Origin of the sequence: Sulfurimonas denitrificans DSM 1251 (assembly GCF_000012965.1) — a bacterium.
GTDB lineage: Bacteria > Campylobacterota > Campylobacteria > Campylobacterales > Sulfurimonadaceae > Sulfurimonas > Sulfurimonas denitrificans.
Map to the genome: position 1 here is coordinate 756,283 of NC_007575.1, position 24,726 is coordinate 781,008.

Sequence of the window (24,726 nt, forward strand, 5' to 3'; positions counted from 1 at the left end):
TATGACTAAAAAGAATGATACATTAACAAATATCGAAAACAGGTTCTCCCTTATAGAATATTTACAAAGTGTGAAAAATGTAAATCTTTTCTTAATAGATATTGATAACTTTAACAATATTAACAATGCTTATGGTTTTGAAGTAGGAGACCTTGCTCTTGTTGAGATAACACGTCTTCTTAATTTAGCAAAACCAAATAGTTCAAAACTATTTAGAGTTAACTCAGATGAATTTGCTGTTGTATCTACAGATATAATGAGCTCACAAAAGCTCTCAGATATAGCAAGTTCTATTATCTCTTTTTTTGATCAAAGTGAGATATATATCTCAGATGAAATTATTTTAAAAGTCTCAGTAAGCATAGGAATATCTATCGGTTCGGGAGCAGAGATTTTAAACCATGCAAGAATTGCGATTAAAGAGCTTAGAGAGTACAAGCGTGGCTCATTTAAGATCTATGATTCAACTTCTGTTTTTATAAAAAAACAGCAGGAAAATATCTATTGGGTACATAAAATAAAAGAGGCTTTTGAAGAGGAGAGGTTGATTACATATTATCAACCAATATTAAATAATGCAACTGATAAAATAGAAAAATATGAGTGCCTAATTAGAATAGTTGAAAATGGAATTTTAACTCCTCCGCTAAGGTTTATGGAAGCTTCAAAACTAACAGGCACGCTCTCTTTAGTTACAAAAACTGTAATTGAGCAGAGTTATAAAAAATTTAGTAACACTGAGTATGAATTTTCTATAAATATAACTAGTACAGATCTATATCTTAATTTTTTAGAAGAGTATCTTTTAAAAAATGCAAAAAAATATAATATAAGCCCATCAAGGGTGGCGTTAGAGATTTTAGAAGATATTGACACTCTAGATACTAAAGAGATTTTAACACAGCTAAACTCTCTTAGATATCATGGTTTTAAGATTTCTATAGATGATTTTGGAAGCAGAAGTTCAAACTTTTCAAGATTAATAGAGTTTTCTCCAGATTATCTAAAGATTGATGGCTCTTTTATAAAAAATATATTAAGCGATAAAAAAAGTTTAACTATTGTAGAAGCGATAGTGCTTTTATGTAAAAAGAGCAATATTAAAATAATAGCGGAGTTTGTTCACAACGAAGATGTGCAACAAAAAGTAAAAGAGCTTGGCATTGAATACTCGCAAGGCTACTGTTTTGGAGAACCTAGCGAAGATTTGTAATTAGTTCTTTTGCATATTTTAGGGCTTTTGTAAAGGAGTCGTGTATATTTTCATCACCTATTAAAGAGGTTATGCCATCTTTTTTCAAATCCTCAAGTACAGAGTTTTGAACTCCAGAGAGTACGATTTTTACATCTAGTTGTTGTAATGTTTTTATTGTCTCTTGGAAATTATGAAGTGCTGTTGAGTCAACAAAAGGAACATGACGCATTCTTATGATTAGGATTTTGCTTTTTATTCCTACATTCTTTATAACCTCTGTATATTGTTTTGCAGAAGCAAAAAAGAATGGACCGCTAATTTCATAGATAGATATTCCTTTAGGAACTTCAGAGTAATCCTCTAGCACGTCACTGTCAACTTGAGTTTTAATGCCGATATCAGCCATTCTCTTCATAAATAAAAGAGAGGAGAGCACAACGCCTATCTGTATAGCAATTGTTAAATCAACAAAAACAGTAAGCAAAAAGGTGCTAAGAAGTACGATAATGTCAAAATTCGAGCCTCTTAGAATGGAGACAAAAGAGCGCCACTCACTCATGTTATATGAAACTACTATAAGTATTCCTGCAAGTGCGGACATAGGAATAAGTTTTGCATAACTTGCAAAGATAAGCATAATCAAAAGCAGTGTCAAAGAGTGAACTATCCCAGCTATTGGGGTGCGTCCGCCATTTTTTACATTTGTAGCAGTTCTTGCAATTGCTCCAGTTGCAGCGATGCCTCCAAAAAATGGAGTAACTATGTTCGCAACTCCTTGAGCTATGAGTTCAGTATTTGAGCGGTGGTTACCACCAATCATACCATCAGCTACAACTGCTGAGAGGAGTGACTCTACTCCTCCAAGAAGTGCAATAGTAAGAGCAGGAGCTAAGTACATGTAGAGGTTACTTAGCTCTATGTTAGGAAATTGTAGAGCAAAGCTGTTTGGAATTTCACCAAAAAAAGTCTCAATTGTTGTCACAGGAATAGAGGCGATTTGAACAAAAAGAGTAACAGCGATAATTGCTATAAAAGAGCCAGGGACTTTTGTTGTTACTTTTTTTGAGTATATCGTTATGAGAATTGTAACAATGCTTAATAGGAGAGCGTAAAGATTTGTATCACCTATGTTTGAAAAGTAGGTCAGCCATTTATGAAAAAATTCTGATGGTAATTTCTCTATATTTAAGCCCAGCGCATCTTTGATTTGAGTTGAAAATATTACAACAGCTATACCGCTTGTAAAGCCAACAATTAGGGGATGAGGAAAATATTTTAAGAGATTTCCAAGGCGCAAAAAGCCAAATATGACTAAGAAAACTCCAGCCATTATAGTTGATATCATAAGTCCATCTATACCATACTCCTCAACAATAGCGTAGAGTATAACTATAAAAGCTCCAGTTGGACCGCCGATTTGAACTCTGCTTCCGCCAAGAATGGAGATGATAAAACCAGCTACTATCGCTGTGATTAAACCTTTCTCAGGAGATACTCCAGAGGCAACTGCAAAAGCTATAGAGAGAGGAAGTGCGACAATTCCTACAACAATCCCTGCAAAAATATCACTGCTTAAACGCTCTTTATTAATCCCACTCTTAAGAAGACTAAAAAACTTAGGTTCAAAAATATTGTTCATTTTATCTTAGCATTGTAAAGATTCTAATTGCTCTTTAACTTTGCTCTGCTTATCTGACGCATCCGCCAAAAGCTCTCTGTTTTTTACTAAAACATCCTCAGGAGCATTAGCAACGAAACGCTCATTATTTAACATTGAAGAGAGTTTGTCTATCTCTTTTTGTAGCTTTTCATCTTGCTTTGTAAGCTTTGAGATAATCGGAGTTAAATCAATACTCTGAGTCGGTATAAAAGTTTCACACATTTGGCTAATATCACTAACTGAGTCTGGGATTTTTTCATTTGTAAATTCAACTACATCAACCTTAGCAAGTCTAGCTATAAAAGGTCTCATCATCTCTTTTTCATCTTCACTTATGTTGTCTATCTTAACATAAGCTTTTTCTATCTTTTGGTTTGCCAAATCAACCAAAACTTTAGCACGTCTAATAGAGATAATAGCATCCATGATTATCTCAAATCTCGCTTCATCTTTTGTGCGAACTTTTGTTTTGTAAGGGTACTTCATAATCATAATCGACTCTGAAGCTTCAAGTGTAGTACCGCTTAGCTCATGGTAGAGATACTCTGTGATAAATGGCATAAATGGATGAAGAAGTTTCATCGACTCTTTAAAGATAGCTCCAAGCTCTACAATTGAGCCTTTGTCTGCTTTGCTTAGCTCGATTCCCCAGTCACAAAACTCATTCCATAAAAAGCGGTAAAGTACAGTTGCAGCGTCGTTAAATCTGTACTCATCCATACATGAGCGAACCTCTTGTGTTGCTACATTTAGGCGAGATAACATGTAACGTCCAAGTGGGCTCTCAACACAAAACCCTTTTAAATCAGGGAAAGTATCAACGTTCATCTGTAAGAATTTTGCGGCATTGTAGAGTTTATTTGTAAAGTTACGGTTTTGCTCGAGTTTGTCCGTACTCATTCTTATATCACGCCCTTGAGCAGCACTTATCGCAAGAGTAAAACGAAGTATGTCGGCACTGTATTTTTCTACCATGTCAAGCGGGTCGATTACATTGCCTTTTGATTTAGACATCTTTTGTCCATGCTCATCACGAACAAGTGCATGAAGGTAGATATGGTTAAATGGAAGTTCGCCTACAAAACTCTCACCCATCATCATCATTCTAGCTACCCAGAAAAAGAGGATGTCAAAACCAGTTATTAGAAGCGAATTTGGATAAAAATCTTTCATATCCTGTGAACTAAAGAGTTTGTCCATAGAAGCGTCGCCATTCCCCCAGCCTAAAGTTGAAAACGGCCAAAGAGCAGAGCTAAACCAAGTATCTAGAACATCAGGGTCTTGAGAGATATTTTTTGAAGCACACTTTGGACATGTATGCTCTTCATCTTTGAGTGAAGCCCATTCGTTGTCGCAATCCCCACAGTAAAATACAGGAATTTGATGTCCCCACCAAAGCTGACGAGAGATACACCAATCACGCAAATCACCCATCCAAGAGTTGTATGAGTTTATCCAGTGAGGAGGAAAAAATTTAGCTTCTCCGTTGTTTGTTTTCTCGATAGATTTACGAGCAACTTCACTTCTTACAAACCACTGTTTTGAGATATAAGGCTCAACAATGTTTTTACATCTGTAACAGTGCCCTACTTGATGTTTATGCTCTTCAATTTTTACTACAAAACCTTCTTCATAAAGTCTTTTCATAATAATGTCACGAGCTTCTAAACGCTCTAAACCTTTGAATTCTCCAGCGTACTCATTTAAGATACCCTTTTCATCAAAAACAGTGATAAACTCTAAGTCATGACGCTTACCAACTTCATAGTCATTTTGGTCATGTGCAGGTGTAACTTTTACAACCCCCGTTCCAAAATCCATAGCTACATGTGAATCGGCGATGATAGAAACTTCTCTCTGAAGTAGTGGAAGTTTGATTTTTTTACCGATTAGATGCTTATAACGCTCATCATCAGGATGAACCATAACCGCTGTATCGCCAAAGTATGTCTCAGGTCTTGTTGTTGCAACTTCAACAAATCCGCTTCCATCAGCAAAAGGGTACTTTATGTGGTAAAACTTTCCGTCATGGTCTTCATGTTCAACTTCTATATCGCTAAGTGCGCCATCATGTGTACACCAGTTTACCATGTAGTTTCCGCGAACTATCAGACCTTGATTGTAGAGATGAACAAAAGCCTCTTTTACAGATTTTTGAAGCCCGTCATCCATAGTAAAACGCTCACGCTTCCATGCAGGGCTAACTCCCATTTTGCGAAGTTGGCTTGTCATAATGCCAGCAGATTCTGCTTTCCACTCCCAAGCTCTCTTTAAAAACGCTTCTCTGCCAATCTCCTCTTTAGTCGTTCCCTCAGCAAGAAGTTGTTTCTCAACTACATTTTGAGTTGCGATTCCTGCATGGTCGGTTCCAGGTTGCCATAGAGTTTTATAACCGTCCATTCTCTTGTAACGGGTAATAATATCTTGAAGTGTAAATGTGAGTGCATGACCTATGTGAAGACGTCCAGTTACATTTGGAGGAGGCATCATGATAGAGAAGTTTTTTCCCTCTTCTTGAATACTCTTGTTAGAATCTACTTCAAAGTAGCCTCTCTCTTCCCAAATTTTGTAAAACTTATCTTCAGTAAGTTGTGGTTCGTAGCTGTTTGACATATTTATTACCTTGATTTTTGTAGTTTAAAAGTTTGAGATTATATCTAAAAAGATGTGAGGCTCTACTTATAATAAGTTCTATATTGCCTGTTTGTGTGACTCATTTACTCTGCTTAAGTACGCTTAATTTATCCTTTTGAGATTTTATTTAAATACCTGTAACTCTTTTTTTTATCTCAAGTTTATCTTGATACATGTTGTTATCGGCAGATTCAATTACATCTGAGAGTAAGTCACCTTTATTAAATCTGCAGCTACCAAAAGAGAAACTTACTTTAAATGAAGACTCTTTGACGAACAAAGATTTTTTAATAACATCTTCTCTTATCTTATTCATTATTGAAGACACATCTTCTGTTGAGGTCGAATCATTAAAGATTACAATAAACTCATCTCCACCATACCTAACAACGCTCTCTTTGGTTTTTTTAAGCTGACCTGCTATGTAGATTAGGACTTTATCACCTATTATATGTCCATAAGTATCATTTATGATTTTAAAATAGTTTAAATCTGTAATCACTAGGGTACCACTCTCTTTGAAGTTCTGAGAATCATCTTCTAAACAATAGTCATGTAGCCATTTTCTGTTATGTACGTTGGTTAGTTCATCTTTATAAACAGATTTTTTCAATCTTTCAATTTCGCGTTGAAGCTCTTGTGTCTCTTTAAAAATATCTTTAAGGGTTGATTCATTCTTCTCTTTTATAGCTAAGAGAGCTTTGTCTGTATTTTCACTTAATTTTTTTGCATTATTAGATGTTGACTCTTGTAAATTAGTAAGAAGAGTTATTTTTTGACTCAAGAGGTTCTCGGCAATTTTACTTTCTTGAGTTATATCCGTATCATGTGATAATGCAAATTTTGAAAATATTTCAGTATAAATAGCAGGTGTCACAACATCCATATCTTTAATGCTGTTTTTTGTTTCGTTAGATATTATTTGTAATAATTTTTTATTAGCTTGTTGCATATAACACACCCTACTTAATCTTTTTAATAAGGCTATTATAGCGCTTATCATGTTCTATTTCCAATTAAGTCCAATATAGATACAATGGTACTTAGTCAATAAAATAAAAATTACTAGGAGTTTAATATGGCAAATACAAAAGAGAATTTAGAAGTAGCATTTAGTGGAGAGAGCGGAGCGTATCAAAAATATAGTGCGTTTGCAAAACAGGCAGAAAAAGATGGTTTTAAAAATATTGCAAAACTTTTTAGAACAACTGCAGAAGCGGAGAGAATCCACGCTGAGGGGCATCTAAAAGCTATGGATAAAATTGGCTCAACGCTTGAAAATCTTGAAGCAGCAATCGGTGGGGAGACTTATGAGTTTGAAGATATGTACCCGCCTATGTATGAGCAAGCTGTTGCTGATGGGCATAAAGCAAAAAAGATGTTTGGCTGGGCTATAGAGGCTGAGAAGGTTCATGCAGAGTTGTATAAAAAAGCATTAAAAGCTGTAAAAGAGGGTAAAGATATTGATGAAGTCGGGATTTACCTATGTCCACTGTGTGGCTACATAGAGATAGGTTTTCCAGAAAATAACTGCCCTATTTGTGGTGTAAAACCAGCAGGCTTTGTTCAAATCTAATTAAAATGCTCTTCTTGGAGCATTTTAAAAATAAATCTAAATCAAGCTTATCTTAGTACAATCTCACTCTTAAAATTTTTAGAGGAGCTTCATCTTTGCCACTTTCTCGTTTAAATGAAGAGCAGTATGTAGCAGCAACTTCTAAAGAGCTTCAAAATCTTATCATTGCTTCTGCTGGGACTGGTAAAACTTCTACTATAGTTGGTCGCATCGCTCATCTCTTAGAAAATGGCGTTGAGCCTTCACAGATACTGCTTCTTACATTTACTAATAAATCAGCAGCAGAGATGGTCTCTCGTGTGGCTGAATTTTTTGGAAAAGATATAGCCTCTAAGATAGATGCTGGGACTTTTCATGCGGTTAGTTATAGATGGCTTAAAAAACATGATAAAAAGGTTGTGCTTAAGCAGCAGCGTGAGTTAAAAACTCTCTTTAGAAGTGTTTACGAAAAACGCTCATTTGGGCATTTGGGAGCGGAGATAACGCCTTATGGAGGAAATTATCTTTATGATGTTTACTCTTTTTACCAAAATACAGAATTAAATACGCACTTTGAAGATTGGATAAAGTTCAAATATCCAGAACACGAACTCTTTGCTATGATTTATGCAGATATTGTAGATGAGTTTGAAGCGCTAAAGAGAGAGTATGGTTTTGTAAATTTTAATGATTTGCTTTTAAATTTTAGAGAGATGTGCAAAACAAAAGAGCTAGGATATAAAGAGGTGCTTGTTGATGAGTATCAAGACACCAACGCACTTCAAGGCACTCTAATAGATGCAATGAATCCGCCATCACTTTTTTGTGTTGGGGATTATGATCAGAGTATTTACGCATTTAATGGTGCAGATATTTCAATAATAGGCTCTTTTTCTACAAAATTTCCCTCAGCCAAAGTTCATACTCTTACAAAAAATTATCGCTCAACAGTGCCTATTTTGTCTCTTGCAACAAAAGTTATAGAGCATAATGAGCGGATTTACCCAAAAAAACTTGAGGTAACACGTGTTCATGATAGTCATCCACCAAGACTTCTTGCTTATGACGAACTTTTTGATCAGTATCACGATATAGCTTTTAAGATAAGTAACACACAAACCCCACGAGATGAGATAGCAGTTATCTTTAGAAATAACTCCTCTGCCGATGGTATAGAAGTAGGACTTCGTGAGCTTGGCATTACATGTAAGAGAAAAGGGGGAACGAGTTTTTTTGATTCACGTGAGGTAAAAGCAGTTTTGGATTTTTACACACTTTTGATAAATGAGTCTGATATGATGGCGTTTATCCACCTTTTTGAGTTTGCTAGAGGTGTTGGAAGTGCTGTGGCAAAAGAGCTTTATCTTGCTCTAAAGATGCTCGGTCATGGGAGTGTTTTTTATGGACTTTATGCTCCTGATGAGTCAATTAGCAACCCTTTTGAGAAGCGAAAATTAAACCAACAGCTGGGGCTTTTTGATGACTTTTTAGAACTTGGAAGTGTGGGTAAGTTTGCAAAGTGCGGATTTGAAGATAAGTTTATGCGCAACCCAATTTTAAAACATCCTAAACTAACAAAAGAAAATGCTACATTTTTGCATGATTTTTATCTTCTTTATAGAGATTTAAAGGGCGTCAGAGAGCCTAGAGTTATTGTCGCAAAAATTGCTAAGTCAGAGATATACAAATACATAGCAGAGTATCTCTCAAACAGAAGAGCACTCCTAAAAGATGGCACGATTGATGAGAAGCAGAAGGCTGATTCACTATCAAATATAGCTAGAAAAATGGTTTTATTAGAGGAGCTCTCAAAGCCATATAGTGAACATGAGCGATTTTTAAACGCTATGATACTAGGCTCTTCAGACTTGACGCAAGGCGAGGGTGTGAATCTTTTGAGTGTTCACGCCTCAAAAGGTTTAGAGTATAAAGAGGTTTACATAGTTGATTTGATGGATGGACGATTTCCAAATAGAAAACTTATGCAGCGTGGCGGTTCACTTGATGAGGAGAGAAGGCTCTTTTATGTGGCTGTTACTCGTGCAAAAGATATTCTTTATCTTAGTTATGCAAAATATGACAAGATAAAAAAGTTAAACTTTGTACCATCACAGTTTCTATATGAAGCTTCTCTTGTGCCCAAAGATGAGGCTTACAGAGAGATGGTTTTAAAAGAAGAGAGCAAAGAGGAGTGAAATTTAAAGTATAATATCAGCATATACAAAGGAGTATAAGATGATAAGAGTGATTTTATTTACAGCGCTAACGCTGTTTATGGTTGGATGTAGTGATGATGCTACAAAGAGTTCGAAAACTGAGGTTAAAGCAGCAGTTGCTGAAGTAAAACAAGAGGCAAAAGAGGTTCTTAAGGAGACAAAAGAGGCTGCTCAAGAGATTAAAGAGAGTGTTAAAGAAGATGTAAAAGAGGGAGTTGTAGGTATAAAGGCAGTTGTTGAAGAGGCAAAAGCTTCTGCTACAGAAGTAATTGAAGAAAAAAAGGCTCAAGTAGAAGAAGCAATCGCAACTGCTACAACAGTTGATGCTGCTAGTTTATACAAAGTTTGTGCAGGATGCCATGGAGTAGATGGTTCAAAATCTGCACTTAACAAATCACAAATTATCAAAGGCTGGGATGCTAAGAAGTTATCAGATGCACTTCATGGTTATAAAAATGGAACTTACGGTGGAGCTATGAAAGGCTTAATGGGTGCACAAGTATCTAAACTAGGCGATGCAGAGATAGAAGCTCTATCTACTTACATCTCAAAGTTATAAACAAATTTACGCCCACTTTGTAGGAATTGGATAGTTTTCAACTACAAAGTCTATATCTTTGTCTCCTCTTCCGCTAAGATTTACCAAAATAGACTCTTTAGGATTCTCTTTTGCGTACTTCATAGCAAAGGCTACGGCATGTGCAGATTCTAATGCTGGAATGATTCCCTCATGTTGAGAGAGTTTATAAAAAGCATCTATTGATTCTGTGTCACTGCATAGCCCTATATTTGTTCTTCCGATACTATTTAGATAAGCGTGTTCAGGTCCAACTGATGGGTAATCTATACCGCTTCCAATAGAGTGCACTGGAGCGGGATTTCCCTCTTCATCTTGAAGCATGATAGAGTTAAAGCCATGCATGATGCCCTCTTTACCATAAGTAAGACTAGCGCTATGTTCACCAATTTTATCACCTTTTCCAGCTGGCTCTACAGCATAAAGCTTTACACTATCTTCAATAAAAGCACTGAAAATTCCCATAGCGTTGCTTCCTCCGCCTACACATGCAGTTACCATATCTGGAAGACGACCCGTCATCTCTAAAAACTGCTCTTTTGCTTCAAATCCTACTACGCTTTGAAAATCTCTTACCATTTTTGGAAAAGGGTGAGGTCCAACTACAGAGCCGATTGCAAATAGTTGAGTCTCTGTATCTTTTAAATAAGCATCAAAAGCACTGTCAACCGCCTCTTTAAGTGTTTTTAACCCATGAGTTGCTGGAACTACTTTAGCACCTAAAATCTTCATTCTAACAACATTCGGATACTCTTTGGCAATATCAACTTCGCCCATATGTATCTCACACTCAAGCCCAAAATAAGCCGCAGCAGTAGCTAATGCTACCCCATGCTGACCAGCTCCTGTTTCTGCGATTAGCTTTGTTTTGCCAAGGTATTTTGCTACAAGAGCTTCAGCCATACAGTGGTTTAACTTGTGTGCGCCAGTGTGATTTAGATCCTCTCTCTTTAGATAAATCTGCCCTCCGCCAACAAAATCAGAGAGGTTTCTGCAGTATGTAATAGGAGTAGGTCTTCCTTGATAGTGTTTTCTTATCTTTTTAAGCTCATTTATAAAATCAAAAGATTTTGAGAGCTTGTCGTATGCTCTGCTTATTTCGGCATAAGTAGCCTCAAGTTGGGGCGGAAGATACGCACCTCCAAATTTTCCAAAAAAGCCGTTCTCATCAGGCATAGATTCCAAATAGGGTTTTTGCATAGTTGTTTTTCCATTTTTTTTGCAGAGATTGTAGCCATTTAGAGATAAAATTTCTTATAAATAGCTATTATTTTGTTAGAATAATAAAAATTTATAAGAAAGATAAGTATGAAAAATATTATTTTATTTATATTAGTAGCGCTTTTTGCAGGATGTGATGGAGTGATATATACAAATATCTATGATAAAAGCAGAGTTGGAATAGATATTAAAAGTGTAGAGATTGTTGCTAGTGATGAGTTTTCTAAAAAAAGTGTAAGCGAAATAATGCAAAGCAGAGGGTTTTTGGTAGGGAACTCAGAGTATAGATTAAGAGTTGAACATAGAGATTATAAGAAGACATGTACAAATCCGCTCTCAAAAACATCATCTGATTATAGCTTTGATGGCTTAGTCTCAATAGAGCTTTTCTTTCAAGATAAAAAGCTATATAACGCTTATAAAGATTACAAAGGAGAGAAGAGTAGAGAGCTGTTTGAGCCTTTGATAAAAGAGATGATTAATGAGATGGAGATAAAAAGTAGTTACTGAGGCTCTCTTAACTCTCTTGTTGCTAAAAAGTAGGTGTGTCCTAGATAGATAACAAAAAATATTGCTACAAAAAATATCGCAAATGGCACTAAAGATATAAGATAGAGCAGGGCTGTTTTTAATCTTAAATTATTTGCTTTAAAGTAAGCTATATTTTTAGCTTCCTCTTTTGTGCAGATGCTAGAAGATACGTCAAAGAGGAGCATTTTATGGAAAAAGTAGTACATAGGCAGGTTTAGAGCAATAATATTTAAAAATGGGATGAAGTAAAAAGGAATCAATAAAATAAAGAGCAGAATCATAATGAGAGCTGATTTTAGTGCTAAAAATAGAGCACTGGGAAGATTTGAATAACCTATCATCGAAATATCACTATATGAGCTCTTTTGAAGTTCTCTCAAAATAGAGGGAGTTAAAAAACCTATAATGATAACTGCTAAAAAAATAGAGAAGTAGATAGCCAAAAAAGCGCCAAGAGCGTAGATAAAAAATGCAGCGAGCCATGAAGATATTGCATAGTGCATCAAAAATTTTAGCATTGAAGAGTCACTCAGAGTAGCATTAAAATTCTCTGTGTGAGGCACTCCATCCACTATAGTAGTTTGAGAACTCTCAACATTAAGTGTACTTAAGTGTTCAACACCTATACCAGCAATAACAAAAAAAACTATATACAAAACTACTAGGCTGATTATAAAAGGGAGTATGGAGTATTTGAGCATTTTTGGTGTTAGAAAATCTTTTATACTTCTTAGAAGTATCTCTTTTTCACTCATCTTCTGCTCCATAATTTTTGGTTTAATTTTAGCTCTTGAGCGAAATAAAGATGGCTCAAATGACAGTAGTCTATCAAAAAAAAGTTAAGATTTCGTTTTTGTAAAAGTAGCGATATTATGTAAATTGTGATATAACAATATAAAATTTTTACATGTGGAGATAAGTATGTTTAAAAAGCTACTCTCAAACCAAAGATATTGCAATAAAGATGAGATAAAAGAGGATGAGCAACAGCAATATTATCGAAGCAGTTTTCATAAAGATTATGACAGAGTAATATTTTCAAACTCTTTTAGAAGACTCTCAAAAAAGACGCAAGTTCATCCGCTCTCAAAAAACGACCATGTTCACAATAGACTCACACATAGCCTAGAAGTTGCAAGTGTCGGACGAAGCCTCGGGCTTAGAGCAGGGGAGTTTTTAAGTAAAAAATATCCTCAAACAGATATTGACCCTTATGATGTGGCATACATTATTCAAACTGCATGTTTGGCACATGATATTGGAAATCCGCCTTTTGGACATGCTGGAGAAGAGGTTATAAAAGAGTGGTTCAATAAAAAGAAAAATGAAACTTTTTTAAAAGAGCTCTCAGAAGATGAACTTGAAGATTTTATTCATATTGATGGAAATGCACAGAGTTTTAGAGTTGTAAGCCAGATAGAGAACAATCTTTTTAATGGTGGAATGAGGCTCACTTTTGCAACACTTGGTGCTTTGGTAAAGTATCCTTATGCGTCAAATAGATGCAAATTTACATGTAAATCAAAGTTTAATTTCTTTCAAAGCGAAGCGGAGTTTTTTAAGCTCATGTTTGACGAGTTGGGGTTATCTAGAAAAGATGGAAGTTACAAAAGACATCCGCTCTCATATCTCATGGAAGCAGCTGATGATATCTGCTATGGATTACTTGACCTCCAAGATGCGGTTGAACTTAAAATCATAACACTCAAAGATACAAAAAATATCTTTTCACTTATCTGCGGCGAGAGAGAAGTTGAGGTGATATATGAAGATAATGATTATTCTGATATTAAAAAAGTCTCAAGGCTTGTTGCTATCTCAATTCATAATTTAGCTCTTCATACAATGGGAGTATTTGAAGATAATTTTGATGCAATTATGAGTGATGAACAGCCTAGAGATTTGATAGAGCTTTTTATAAACAAAGAGTATAAAAGTGCTATAAAAGAGGCAAAAAAACTAGCAAGTGCAAAAATATTTAATGAAAAAAGAAAGATAGAGCTAGAGCTTGGAGCTTACAACATCATAGAAACTCTGCTTGATAACCTAATACATGCAACCTATGATTTTTATAAAAAAGAGGATGAGACAAAACTATCTTTTAGATATAAAAGAGCGTTAGAACTTATGGGAGAAGATAGACCAAAAAAAGAGCAGAGTCTATACAACATGTATCAAAGAGTAGTTGACTACATAGTCGGCATGACGGACAATCATGCAAAATATGTTGCAAATCAGTTAAACGGGATGGGGATTTAAATTCAATTATGATATACGTTAAAAGGGTTGAATATGACTGCTATTATTTCGAAATGGGGAAACTCACAAGGGGCTGAGAGTTCCAAAAAACTATTTAGTAAAAGAAGAATTTATAGTGTTTTTATAAATAATTTTTACATGCTAAAAACTCTTAGCATGTAAAAGTTAAAAAGAGAGGTATGAGTTACTAAAAACTAACCCCACCCTGAACTAAAACCCTAGTGCTGTACTTAGGTTCACTTGTTACTTCTTCACTACCTATTGCAGTTGCAACTTGAGCTTTAGCAAATAGTGATTTGTATGAAGCGTAGTAACTTACTCCTACATCTTGAAGAGTTCTGTTTTGAAAAGTAGGGTCTTTACTGTCATCTTGCATTGAAGCATATCCAACGTCATAGAATAGTCCAAATTTATGAGAGTAGTTATTTATTGTAGGGAGTGCTCTTGTTAACTCAATACTCCAGAGTAAGGCATTTTCTGCGCTGTGTTCTGAATCTGGAAATAGTTTAACACCGTTACTTCCACCTATGGACATATCTTCACTTCCATCAAGGTTTTTACCGCCTAGAGCTTTTTGAGCTTGTAGGTTAGTTTGAAGTGTTAGCTCTTGTGGCAGTAGCGTTGAAATACCAACATAACCATTTACTTTAGAGTAGTTTCCCTGTGTGTTTGCTCCTGCTGCATCTGCTATTTTTGAGGCAGCGTCAATAAACTTTAAATCTCCATAAGTGTATGAGACTCCTGAGTTTATCTGTGAGTCAAGTCCAAAGAGTTTTTGCTCTTTAGTGTAAGAGAGGGCAAGGTTGATTGACTTAGCATCTTTATCGCTTGTGGTTACTCCTGCTTGTTTATCATTTAAACTCTTTATTGCTAGAGTAGATGAGACTCTTAGAGTCTCTAATCTTGTTCTGATGATTGGATAAGATAGAGTTGCATCAAGTGTGTTTGATGTTCCATAAGCATCAAGAGATTTGTACTCTTGAGCTAAAGAGTAATCTGTTTTAGAGTAACCTACCTCTGCTCTAAGACCATTTGCCATAAGAGGAACACTGTAAGCAATTCTTCCGTTTTTTAAATCTCTCTCACTACTCATAAGCCCACTTAGACTGAGCTTATCTCCTAAACCTGCAAGAGAGTTAAGGTTTACTCCTACCATTAGTCTATTTTCGCCTGTATATCTGCTTCCGTAGTTATCGCCTAAAATATAGCCGTCGTACCAAGGTTTAGTTTCTGTTGTTATAGCAAAGTCACTTGTTCCTACTTCTTGCCTAGGTTTAACATCTGCTGCTGTTACTTTTGCACCGGGGGTGTCATTTATGATAAGCATAGCACGCTCTAGTGTATTTGTGCTTACTATGTTTGCACTCTTTACATCATCAAGCATCGCTTGGACTATCGGTGTTCTTACATGTGAGTTATTCTCTAGTATAAACTTACCGTAGTTTCCCTCTATGATTGCAATCTCTACAACACCATCTTGCATACTCTGAATAGGGATATAAGCACGAGCCACAAAGTAGCCATTGGCACGATACTCTTTAGTGATGATAGAAGCTACCTCTTGAAGCTGTGCAAATGTTAACTCTTTGTCCATGTAAGAGCCAATGAGAGATTGAAGCTTTGATTCTGACATGTGAATAGCACCTGTGATTTTAAAGCTTTTTACAAAGATTGTTTTTCCGCTTTTATCATCTTGCATAACAGGTGCATACTTTTGCACACCACCTACTTCAACCAAAGGAGTTACTTTTTTTGGTAGGTCTTTTGGAGGTTGAACCTCTCTTTGGATATCGCTGCTTGAGGGGATAGAAGCCCCAACGAGAAGTGAGCTTGTTACAAATGATAAAGTCAGTGCTTTAGCTGTTAAATTTGTTATTTTCATTATTTTCATCTCTTTATTCCTTAGTTACTTTTTTTCTTAGGAGTTTTAGTTACATAGAACTGTTGATCTACGCCCTCTGGTAGATGCACTCCACCGTTTATAAGGTCTATGATAGAGTTTTCGCTAAGGGCTACTCTAGTTTCTGTAACTGTAGTGCTAGCTGCGTTATCTGAGCTATTTGCTTGTGGTTGGCTATCTGACATAGTTTGGAGTTGGCTTAGAGTAACAATTTCTGTTGGCGTTCCCTCTATAGTTATAGAAGATAGAGATACTCCCTCTCCTGCGGTAATACCAAGTTTAGTCTCAAGAGTTGCCAACATAGGGCTGCTTGTTATAGTTGTCTTAGGTGCTACAACTGTAGCAGCTACTGATGATGTAAAGTTTGTATTTACCTGCGTGGTTACCTCTTTAGGAAGTTCTACTTTTACTGAGTTTGTGTTTACTATAGTTGTTACCACATCTGCTATCTTTTGAGCTTGAACTGGCGGAGTTACAACTGGAGGAGTTACTACAACAGGTGGATTTGATGAGCCGCCGTTGTTGTTTGAACTTTCGCCGTTGTTGCTACTCTCTGTTCCTTTATATATTTTCCAAGAAGTTACTTCATTTTGGGTTACTAAAATTGGATATTTATACTTACTATCCATAGTGCTATCTTCAGTTATATTCCATCTTTTATCTTCATCTTCTATAGCTGTTGTATATGTTGCTATATTCTGCATTTGTGTTGTTGTTTTTCCGTAAATATCAGCATCACTCATGCCTGTATTTACATCTTTATCGTAGTATGAATGGGTAATCTCTCCTATATTATCATAACCCTTATCATCAACTCCAACAAGCCCTCCAAGAGTTGCACCAGTTCCTCCTTTTACACTAGTTGAACTAGAGTATGAGTTTGATATTGCAGAATAAGAATCATTCAATCCAACAAGCCCTCCAACAGTTGCACTATCTCCTCCTGATACAGATGCAGTTGAGTATGAGTTTGATATTGTTGAAGACCCATTAGATCCAACAAGCCCACCGATATATCCATTATTTCCTGTTACAGATCCAGTTGAGTATGAGTTTGATATTGAAGAATTACTCCTACTAGATCCGACAAGCCCTCCTACATAACTCTTTCCTATAATACTTGCATCTACCACACCTATATTTTTAATAGTTGCTGAATATATGTGTCCAAAAAGACCTGCAAGCTGATCAGTAGGTTTATTTATATTTAAGTTTGAAACCGTATGACCTAGACCATCGAAGGCTCCCTGAAATGGATTCGAGCTAGTTCCAATAGCGCCCCAGTTATTATCATTTGTATCATAAAGAACTATATTAGCTCCTAGAGCGTAGTTTTTTGTATCATCGTCTAGTTCCATAGCTTGCATAGCAGTTGCATCTGTTACTACTGTCCAAACAGTTTGATCTACACCATCGTTATTTCCTAATTTTGTAATGAAATTATCTCCAGCTTTTAGGTTTATGGGAGCATTTACATAGTAGTTTGCTTCTACACCTGATGTCTTTCCATCAGTAGAACTTTGTCCATAATAAAGTACTAATTTTCCATCCTCATTTGTTGCAGTGATTGATTTGTTTATGTAGATATCCTTAGACGCTACTAGAGCAAGTGCAGTATCTGAATTCCATGAAATAGGTGCATTTACATATATATATTTCCCTCTTGAGTCCCTTCTGTAACTCCATCATTATGAGTAGATACATAAACAATTGCTATCGATTCGCTATTTAATTGTGTCTCAATAGTTGAAGCTTTTATTTTTGAATTATCTTGACTACCAACAATTTCATACATACCATTACCACCACCATCATCAGTAAGTATAGTTTCTGTATCATCTGAAACGATTTCAAGATTATATGGATCTAAAAGCCAAGTATTTGCTTTTATGTTTATATCATCTGCAATGTCTAACTTTCTTCCACTCGTCTCTACAAACCCATCCTTAGCTTCAATAGTTCCAGCGACTTGAGCAGTTCCGCCATGAGCAAAAAGCTCTACCTTGCCTGTTATACCATCAATAGAGTTAGCTTCTATGATACCTGTGTTATTTACAACACCTTTTAGAAGTTCATTTACTGCATTTGTTGTTAAGTAAATCTCTCCGCCATCAGCGTAAATGGCACCTTTGTTCTCTACAAGTGCATCTAATACCCCTTTATCTACTCTTAGATTTACAAGTGAGTTTCCATTTAGGTTGATAGTTGCTTCACTAGCGCCTGTTAAAGTTACCTTTCCTCTTATGGCTGTGATAGTTCCATCATTTCTTACACTATTTGCAAGAAGTGAAGCGTAACCGCCATCTGTAATGTTGATAGTTCCCATGTTGATAACGCTTGCTGTACTCTCGCCTGTAAAGTTATAGTTACCTGCGTTAAAGTCTGCATCTGAGATATTTTTTGTTGTAGCTACAAGTCCAGCTGTGTTTATGCTTGCACTCTTGTTAAAAAGCACACCGTTTGAGTTTAGTATCCAAACTTGTCCGTTTGCGTTTAGTGCTCCCTCTATTACACTTCTCTCATTTCCAACTACACGGTTAAGAGCGATAGCATTTACATTTGGCTGAGCAAAATTAACTGTCTCATTTGCACCGATAGAGAAGTTTTGCCAGTTGATGGTGGCTTTTTGGGAGCTTTGGGTTATGTTGGTGGCTGAGCCGCTTTGAGAGATGTTTGCAACACCGCTTGTTACTACTCCGCCTGTCGGCGAAGCTGAAAGTATTGTGATACTTCCTATTAAAGCAGAGACGACTAAGCTAATCTTTCCGCCTTTTAGGATGCGAAATCGTGAGCTAAAATCTGGATTGTACTTCATGATATTTCCTTGTAAAAATTTTATAAAACTATAACATCCAAAAGTCTTTGCAAAGTCTTTGCAAAGTCGCCACAAAGTCACAAATAAATAAAATTCAAAAACTATTGGATATAATCGCTCTCTTTAGATAAATATGGAGGGTATTGTTTTGGTAGAATTTAAAAATTTTTGTGTTTTATATGCAGAAGACGACTTAGAAGTTCAAGCAAATATCTCAAAGATTTTATCTTTGCTTTTTTTAAAAGTACATGTAGCATCAGATGGAGAAGAGGCACTTGAGCTTTTTAAAAAAAACAATATTCATATAATTATTACAGATTATGAGATGCCTAGAGTAGATGGTTATAAATTTATCTTAAAAATAAGAGAGATGTCACAAACAATCCCTATAGTAGTTTTAAGCAGTCATACTCAAAAAGAGAAGCTTATGAACTGCATTCCCTTAAAATTGATAGAGTATCTTGAAAAACCGATTATTTACGAAAAACTTTTACAAACTTTAAAAAAGTGTGTAAAAGAGATAAAAAACAGTGCTGATGTTGAAGTTATGATAGGTGAGGATATTTTTTATAACATTGAATCAAATCATATTCAAAAAAATGCTAAAACACTCAAACTGACTGCTTTAGAGATGAGAGCGTTTGAGTACATGTTTAGCAAAAAAAACATACTTGTATCTAATGAAGAGTTGGGTTTTTATGTATATGACAGCCATGACTATAGTGTCGGTGCCATAAAAAACATCATCTATAGACTCAGAAAGAAACTAGGAAGAGAGTTTATGCAAAACCACAAAGATATTGGGTATATCTTAAAGAGTCTCTAAAATGAAGAGCCTTCTTTTTCTCATACTCTTTGGCAGTTTGATACATGCAAATGTTTTTTATATTGGTGATGAGAAGATTGACAAAGCCTCTCTTTTTGAAGTCTCTACAACTTACATAGATGAAAACTCAAGTAAAAACATAGAAGATATAAAAAAATGTGAGTTTCAAGAGTTAAAACAGAACAATTTTAAAGCAAAAAAACATCGTATTTGGATTAATTTTTCACTGCACAACACAAGTGAGAGTGAAAAAGAGATTTATCTTGAGAACTCTAAGCCTGGGATTGATGTAGTTGATGTTTACATGTACAAAGATGATGTTTTACTCAAAATCATTGAACTAGGTGACTTGAGAGATAAAAAAGATAGAGAGCTTCAAACTAGAAAAAGTGCTTTTATACTCAAGCTAGAACCACAAAGCAAGTATGATTTTTTTGTTATGCATGAGAGCTATGGAAGTATATCAACTATTTGGTCTATCCAAATACGACAATATTTTGAAGAGATGAGAAGTATAGAAAATGGAGTTTGGGGTTTAGTTTCAGGTGTCATCATAACACTGTGTCTTTATAACTTGATGCTATTTTTTGCTACAAGAGAGTTGGCATTTTTAAGTTATGTTGGTATGTCTTTGTCGCTGTTGGTTTACCAGCTAAACATAAATGGTGTTCTTTACCAGTTTTTAGGCAATGTCAACTTGCAATACCTCAATAATCTAAGCTGGTTCATAGGTTTTTTAAGTTTAGTTTTTTCTATACTTTTTCCATTGCAATTTTTTAAACCATCAAAAAAAACTTTTATATTTAAGTACCTTGTATTTATGCTTTTTGTTTATATGTCTATAACGTTGCTTTATGCCTTTGCATTTGAATATCCTGAGTTAAGATACTATACAAAGTACACCGATATAGCAGCATTTATGCTTATACCGAGTTTAATTGGCACTTCTATATGGGCTTTAAAAAAGAAGCTCTCCGGAGCTATCTTTTACCTTTTTGGGCAAGTTGTTTATCTCTCTGCACTTCTTTATGTTTTTATGATAACAATAGGCTATTTTAAGATGTTTGAGAGTATCTGGCTACTTCTTCCAATAGGTATAACTTTTGATGCACTGTTTTTACTTCTTGCTCTTTTTGCAAAACTTCAAGAGATAAACAAAGAGAAAAAAGAAAATGAAGAGCTCATTATCTCACAAGCAAGATTTACAGCCATGGGACAAACTATAGCAAATATGACGCATCAGTGGAAAACTCCCATTTCTCAACTAGGTTCTCAAATCTTTTTACTAGAAGCTACGCATGAAATAGATAAAACAAACTTTGCTACAATCTGGGCTCAAACTCTACCAAAAATGAAAGAGAGCATTGTGTATCTCAAAGATACCATAAATGATATATATAACTTTTACTCAAGCCCTTTGCAAAAAGAGAAGTTTAGCTTCAAAGATGAGATAGAGTCTCTCTTGAGAATACTCCATGATGAAATCACATCCAATAAGATAAGTCTAATCAAAGATATCGATGACTTAAACTACTACTCTTATAGAAGCAGTTTTTTAAATGTCCTGATGATTATTTTAGAAAATAGTATCTATCAACTCACTCACTTTAAAGATAAAGACAGAGTGATAAAAATATCTCTAAAAAAACTAGAGCATAAGATAAAAATAGATATAGAAGATAACGGAGGCGGACTAAAACAGAGTGATTTAAAGAAGTTGTTTGATTCGTATTTTAGCTCTAAAAAAGGAGCAGGCAGCGGTGTTGGCTTAGTTCTTGCAAAAAAGTTGTTAGATGAGAGACTAAAAGGGACAATTGAAGCAAAAAAACACTCATGTAGGCATAGTTTTTAGTATAACTTTACCTTTAGAAAATGTAGAGTAATAATTTTAATTTTGATTAATTGGTTTTGCAAGTCGAAAGAATTTTTAAGTTATAAAAAAATTGGGATACAATATCAGACTTGATTATAGCTATATTAAAGAGTGCTGGAGTAGATACCCTATGTTAAAACCAATGTTAAAATTAATTTTTGTGTTCGTGTTAGTTGTAGCCAATTCAGTTATGGCAAATGAGCTTCCAACTCTGTGTAGCAGAGATAGAAATGTTAATGAGTTTACAGTGCTTAGCTATCACGAGATAGCCGCAAAAGGCGAAACGCTAAACTCAACTTATACAGTTACTCCAGAGAATTTTGAAGAGCAGATACGCTTTCTTATAGATAATGGATATCATTTTGTTAGTGTAGATGATATTTTAGAGTATAGAAAAAATAAGAGACCTCTCTTAGATAAGGCTGTTTTACTCACATTTGATGATGGATATCAATCTGTTTATGAAAATGCTTTTCCAATCATAAAAAAATACAAAATCCCTACCGTTGTAGCAGTTGTTGGCAGTTGGTTAAAGTCAAAAGAGAGAGTTGATTTTGATGGGCATATGATAGATAGAAGCAAGTTTTTAAGCAAAGAAGAGATAAAAGAGATGATTTCTAGCGGTTTGGTAGAGATTGCAAGTCATACATACGCTTTGCATAAAGGAATAGTTGGAAATCCACAAGGAAACAAGCTTCCAGCTGTAAAAGCTAGAGAGTGGCTAGAAGATAAAGAGACTTATGAAAGTGAGAGAAGTTATGAGAAACGTGTCCATGATGATTTGCTCCAAAGTGCTACATTTTTAAAAAACTATACAGAGCAAAGACCTCGTGTAATTGTCTGGCCTTATGGTTACTACAATAAAAAAGCTACTAAAATTGCCGAGAAATTAGGAATGTTTATCGGACTAACACTCGATGATGGAAGCAATACAAAAAATACGCCACTAAATGCCTTAAGACGAATATTGGTTGAGGGGAAAATGGATATTGCTGATTTGAAGTTGGCAATGGCGATAAGAGATGCAAACTTTACAGATGATGCAAGAGCTACAAAAGCTGCGCATATAGATTTGGATTATATCTATGATGAAGACCTACAACAAAGAGAAAAAAATCTCGATGCTTTATTAGACCGTATAAATAACTTGGGAGTAAACACAGTCTATCTTCAAGCTTTTGGAGACCCTGATGCTAATGGTGCGGCAGATTTTGTATATTTTGCAAATCGACATGTACCAATGCGTGCAGATTTTTTCAACAGAGTCTCTTGGCAGATAAAAACTAGAACACAGGTAAGTAGAGTTTATGCTTGGATGCCTATGATTGCGTGGCAACTTCCAGCAGAAAATCCAGCCTCAAAAGATATGGTAGTTACACTTCAAGTAGATCCAACACACTTAAATATGGGCTATCCACGACTCTCACCATTTTCTGCTAGAGCACAAAAAGTGATAAAAGAGATTTATGAGGATTTGGCAAAATCAACTTTTATAGATGGTATTTTATTTCATGATGATGTTACTCTCTCTGATTATGAGGATGATAGCAAAGCAGCAAGAGCGCAGTACAAAAAATGGGGATTATCTCAAAGTGTTAATGGGATAAGAGCAGATAAAGTGCAATTTGCAAAGTGGACTAAACTAAAAACCGAGTATTTGGATGATTTTGCAATGGAGCTTGCTCAAATATTAAGAGATGAGCAACCGGGAATAAAAACAGCACGTAATCTATATGCACAAGTAGCTCTTGATGAGAATGCAAAAGAGTGGTACGCTCAATCACTAAGTGAATCGATAAAAAAATATGACTACACAGCGATTATGGCGATGCCATATATGGAACAAGCTGAGAATCATATAGAGTTTTATAACAATATTGTAAAACATGTAAAAGAGGATGAATGTGGATTAGAGCGTACCGTTATGGAGCTTCAAAGCGTGGATTGGAGAAAAAATAGTGAGCCCATTTCATCAAAAGAGCTTAGCCAAACTATAGAGCATCTTTATAATTTAGGAGTTCATCATATTGCATATTATCCAGACAATCTCTATAAAAATGTTCCTAATGTTGATGTTATAAGAGAAGATTTTGCAAAAAAAGATTTGCGAATGTATGATTTAACACAGAGTTTTACTACACCAAACAACTAGGAGTAGTTTATGGAAACATTTTTTATCTGGTGGCACTATATCTGGCATGCAATGCTTGGATATGTGTTTTACTATCCGCTTTTTATGTCAACTCTGTGGATGATAGGTGCGATATTTTTTTATTATAAGAGTGAAAAGCGATATGTAGAGCAGAGTATCCCAGAGTTGAGAGAGAATGAGAGTTGGGCAGGAGTCTCTATTTTAATTCCTTGCTATAACGAGGGAGAAAATGCTATTGAGACAATTACTTATGCTCTTGATGTAATATATCCAGAGTTTGAAGTAATAGCTATAAATGATGGAAGCAAAGATGATACTTTGGATATATTGCTCTCTTTGGCAAAAGACAATCCAAGATTAAAAGTTGTAAATCTAGCACAAAATCAAGGTAAAGCATTGGCTCTTCAAGCTGGCTCACTTGTAGCAAAACATGAGTTTTTGGTTTGTATAGATGGAGATGCACTCATTGATCCATACTGCCTTTATTGGATGGCTAAACACTTTATTCGTTATCCAGAAGTTGCAGCTGTTACAGGCAATCCAAGAATAAGGAACCGCACAAGCCTTCTTGGTAAGATACAAGTAGGAGAATTCTCCTCTATAGTAGGTATGATAAAGCGTGCACAGCGTAGTTTTGGGAGGCTATTTACAGTTTCTGGTGTAATTACTGGTTTTAGAAAATCTGCTGTTCATGAGGTTGGTTATTGGAGTCCTGATATGCTAACAGAAGATATTGATATTACATGGAAGTTGCAAAGAAATGGTTGGGATGTTCGTTTTGAGCCTAAATCTTTAGTGTGGATTTTGATGCCAGAGACGATTAAAGGGTTGTGGAAACAGCGTCTGCGATGGGCTATGGGTGGTGCACAGGTTATGTTTAAAAACTTTAAAGTTCTATTTTTGTATAAACAGACGCATCTTTGGGGGCTTATGATAGAGTTGCTTCTTAGTATGGTTTGGGCATATACAATGGTTTTAGTAATTTTAGTTTGGATTTTTGGACTGCTCTTTCCTATTGGGTATCTTGCGCCAAGCGAATCTCCAATTTTGCCAGATCAAGGGAGCGTTATCTTGATTGGTGCATGTTTGGTGCAGTTTGGAGTAAGCAAGTGGCTTGATGGACACTATGATGAAGGTCTGGGAAAAAATTATTTTTGGATGATATGGTATCCATTTGCTTTTTGGTTTTTAAATCTCTTTACGGCAGTTGCAGCCCTTCCAAAGGTTCTCTTTGGTAAAAAAGGTCGTGCTAGATGGGTTAGCCCTGATAGAGGGGTGCATCAACAATCCACAAAGAGTAAAAAGGGATAGA

18 protein-coding genes are annotated in these 24,726 nt (G+C 35.5%); 10 read left to right on the forward strand and 8 right to left on the reverse strand.

The genetic code is table 11. From position 1 onward, the window contains the following. Window position 1: 1 nt before the first annotated feature. Complete coding sequence (locus SUDEN_RS03850) at window positions 2–1,213, forward strand: EAL domain-containing protein (RefSeq protein WP_011372368.1); 1,212 nt, start codon at window positions 2–4, stop codon at window positions 1,211–1,213. Here the strand turns inward: SUDEN_RS03850 and SUDEN_RS03855 are convergent. The 3 genes from SUDEN_RS03855 to SUDEN_RS03865 form a co-directional block, all read right to left on the reverse strand. Then, window positions 1,197–2,834: a SulP family inorganic anion transporter gene (locus tag SUDEN_RS03855; protein WP_011372369.1), complete on the reverse strand. Its 1,638-nt coding sequence runs from the start codon at window positions 2,832–2,834 to the stop codon at window positions 1,197–1,199. The two genes, SUDEN_RS03850 and SUDEN_RS03855, sit on opposite strands and share 17 nt — an antisense overlap. A gap of 6 nt (window positions 2,835–2,840) precedes the next feature. Then, a complete protein-coding gene (locus tag SUDEN_RS03860) occupies window positions 2,841–5,468 on the reverse strand; it encodes a valine--tRNA ligase (protein ID WP_011372370.1) in 2,628 nt (875 codons plus the stop codon). A 148-nt stretch (window positions 5,469–5,616) separates the two neighbouring features. Beyond that, window positions 5,617–6,441, reverse strand: a complete 825-nt coding sequence (locus SUDEN_RS03865; RefSeq protein ID WP_011372371.1) for a GGDEF domain-containing protein — start codon at window positions 6,439–6,441, stop codon at window positions 5,617–5,619. A 126-nt stretch (window positions 6,442–6,567) separates the two neighbouring features. Between SUDEN_RS03865 and SUDEN_RS03870 the strand changes: the two genes are divergently transcribed. From SUDEN_RS03870 to SUDEN_RS11245, 3 genes are all read left to right on the forward strand, one after another. Beyond that, on the forward strand, window positions 6,568–7,065 hold the full coding sequence (locus SUDEN_RS03870; RefSeq protein ID WP_011372372.1) for a rubrerythrin family protein: 498 nt from the start codon (window positions 6,568–6,570) through the stop codon (window positions 7,063–7,065). 95 nt (window positions 7,066–7,160) lie between these two features. After that, window positions 7,161–9,239, forward strand: a complete 2,079-nt coding sequence (locus SUDEN_RS03875; protein ID WP_011372373.1) for an ATP-dependent helicase — start codon at window positions 7,161–7,163, stop codon at window positions 9,237–9,239. Window positions 9,240–9,279: 40 nt separating this feature from the next. Further along, window positions 9,280–9,819: a c-type cytochrome gene (locus SUDEN_RS11245; protein WP_011372374.1), complete on the forward strand. Its 540-nt coding sequence runs from the start codon at window positions 9,280–9,282 to the stop codon at window positions 9,817–9,819. Between the two features lie 6 nt (window positions 9,820–9,825). On the opposite strand, the gene trpB is transcribed toward SUDEN_RS11245, so the two are convergent. After that, window positions 9,826–11,037 carry a tryptophan synthase subunit beta gene (gene trpB / locus SUDEN_RS03885; RefSeq protein ID WP_011372375.1) on the reverse strand — a complete coding sequence of 404 codons (1,212 nt, stop codon included), beginning with the start codon at window positions 11,035–11,037 and terminating at the stop codon, window positions 9,826–9,828. 108 nt (window positions 11,038–11,145) lie between these two features. Here trpB and SUDEN_RS03890 point away from each other — a divergent pair, with 108 nt between their 5' ends. Then, complete coding sequence (locus tag SUDEN_RS03890; protein WP_011372376.1) at window positions 11,146–11,568, forward strand: hypothetical protein; 423 nt, start codon at window positions 11,146–11,148, stop codon at window positions 11,566–11,568. Here the strand turns inward: SUDEN_RS03890 and SUDEN_RS03895 are convergent. Then, complete coding sequence (locus SUDEN_RS03895) at window positions 11,562–12,344, reverse strand: EI24 domain-containing protein (protein WP_011372377.1); 783 nt, start codon at window positions 12,342–12,344, stop codon at window positions 11,562–11,564. The two genes, SUDEN_RS03890 and SUDEN_RS03895, sit on opposite strands and share 7 nt — an antisense overlap. 166 nt (window positions 12,345–12,510) lie before the next feature. On the opposite strand from SUDEN_RS03895, the gene SUDEN_RS03900 reads away from it, so the two are divergent. Then, window positions 12,511–13,848 (forward strand): deoxyguanosinetriphosphate triphosphohydrolase, encoded by a 1,338-nt coding sequence (locus SUDEN_RS03900; protein ID WP_011372378.1) that lies wholly within the window; start codon window positions 12,511–12,513, stop codon window positions 13,846–13,848. 187 nt (window positions 13,849–14,035) lie between these two features. Here the strand turns inward: SUDEN_RS03900 and SUDEN_RS03905 are convergent, their stop codons facing one another. From SUDEN_RS03905 to SUDEN_RS03915, 3 genes are all read right to left on the reverse strand, one after another. Continuing rightward, window positions 14,036–15,739 (reverse strand): ShlB/FhaC/HecB family hemolysin secretion/activation protein, encoded by a 1,704-nt coding sequence (locus SUDEN_RS03905; protein ID WP_011371647.1) that lies wholly within the window; start codon window positions 15,737–15,739, stop codon window positions 14,036–14,038. An 11-nt stretch (window positions 15,740–15,750) separates the two neighbouring features. Continuing rightward, window positions 15,751–17,115, reverse strand: coding sequence for a GLUG motif-containing protein (locus SUDEN_RS03910; RefSeq protein WP_011372379.1), 1,365 nt, complete (start codon window positions 17,113–17,115; stop codon window positions 15,751–15,753). 275 nt (window positions 17,116–17,390) lie between these two features. Continuing rightward, a complete protein-coding gene (locus SUDEN_RS03915) occupies window positions 17,391–18,563 on the reverse strand; it encodes a filamentous hemagglutinin N-terminal domain-containing protein (protein WP_011372380.1) in 1,173 nt (390 codons plus the stop codon). Between the two features lie 148 nt (window positions 18,564–18,711). Here SUDEN_RS03915 and SUDEN_RS03920 point away from each other — a divergent pair, with 148 nt between their 5' ends. From SUDEN_RS03920 to pgaC, 4 genes are all read left to right on the forward strand, one after another. Then, entirely contained in the window at window positions 18,712–19,389 is a 678-nt protein-coding gene (locus SUDEN_RS03920; RefSeq protein WP_041672464.1) for a response regulator transcription factor, read from the forward strand. 1 nt (window position 19,390) lies between these two features. Next, the gene (locus SUDEN_RS03925) at window positions 19,391–21,241 is read left to right on the forward strand and encodes a sensor histidine kinase (protein ID WP_011372382.1); all 1,851 of its coding nucleotides are present in this window, start codon (window positions 19,391–19,393) and stop codon (window positions 21,239–21,241) included. A 163-nt stretch (window positions 21,242–21,404) separates the two neighbouring features. Next, window positions 21,405–23,414, forward strand: a complete 2,010-nt coding sequence (gene pgaB / locus SUDEN_RS03930) for a poly-beta-1,6-N-acetyl-D-glucosamine N-deacetylase PgaB (RefSeq protein WP_238374824.1) — start codon at window positions 21,405–21,407, stop codon at window positions 23,412–23,414. 9 nt (window positions 23,415–23,423) lie between these two features. Beyond that, complete coding sequence (pgaC, locus tag SUDEN_RS03935) at window positions 23,424–24,725, forward strand: poly-beta-1,6-N-acetyl-D-glucosamine synthase (RefSeq protein ID WP_011372384.1); 1,302 nt, start codon at window positions 23,424–23,426, stop codon at window positions 24,723–24,725. Window position 24,726 lies beyond the last annotated feature (1 nt).

Coding starts and splice junctions, on each gene's coding strand:
- SUDEN_RS03850 (WP_011372368.1), top strand. CDS start 2: ATGACTAAAAAGAATGATACATTAACAAATATCGAAAACAGGTTCTCC.
- SUDEN_RS03855 (WP_011372369.1), bottom strand. CDS start 2,834: ATGAACAATATTTTTGAACCTAAGTTTTTTAGTCTTCTTAAGAGTGGG.
- SUDEN_RS03860 (WP_011372370.1), bottom strand. CDS start 5,468: ATGTCAAACAGCTACGAACCACAACTTACTGAAGATAAGTTTTACAAA.
- SUDEN_RS03865 (WP_011372371.1), bottom strand. CDS start 6,441: ATGCAACAAGCTAATAAAAAATTATTACAAATAATATCTAACGAAACA.
- SUDEN_RS03870 (WP_011372372.1), top strand. CDS start 6,568: ATGGCAAATACAAAAGAGAATTTAGAAGTAGCATTTAGTGGAGAGAGC.
- SUDEN_RS11245 (WP_011372374.1), top strand. CDS start 9,280: ATGATAAGAGTGATTTTATTTACAGCGCTAACGCTGTTTATGGTTGGA.
- trpB (WP_011372375.1), bottom strand. CDS start 11,037: ATGCAAAAACCCTATTTGGAATCTATGCCTGATGAGAACGGCTTTTTT.
- SUDEN_RS03890 (WP_011372376.1), top strand. CDS start 11,146: ATGAAAAATATTATTTTATTTATATTAGTAGCGCTTTTTGCAGGATGT.
- SUDEN_RS03895 (WP_011372377.1), bottom strand. CDS start 12,344: ATGAGTGAAAAAGAGATACTTCTAAGAAGTATAAAAGATTTTCTAACA.
- SUDEN_RS03900 (WP_011372378.1), top strand. CDS start 12,511: ATGTTTAAAAAGCTACTCTCAAACCAAAGATATTGCAATAAAGATGAG.
- SUDEN_RS03905 (WP_011371647.1), bottom strand. CDS start 15,739: ATGAAAATAATGAAAATAACAAATTTAACAGCTAAAGCACTGACTTTA.
- SUDEN_RS03910 (WP_011372379.1), bottom strand. CDS start 17,115: ATGCAAGCTATGGAACTAGACGATGATACAAAAAACTACGCTCTAGGA.
- SUDEN_RS03915 (WP_011372380.1), bottom strand. CDS start 18,563: ATGAAGTACAATCCAGATTTTAGCTCACGATTTCGCATCCTAAAAGGC.
- SUDEN_RS03925 (WP_011372382.1), top strand. CDS start 19,391: ATGAAGAGCCTTCTTTTTCTCATACTCTTTGGCAGTTTGATACATGCA.
- pgaB (WP_238374824.1), top strand. CDS start 21,405: ATGTTAAAATTAATTTTTGTGTTCGTGTTAGTTGTAGCCAATTCAGTT.
- pgaC (WP_011372384.1), top strand. CDS start 23,424: ATGGAAACATTTTTTATCTGGTGGCACTATATCTGGCATGCAATGCTT.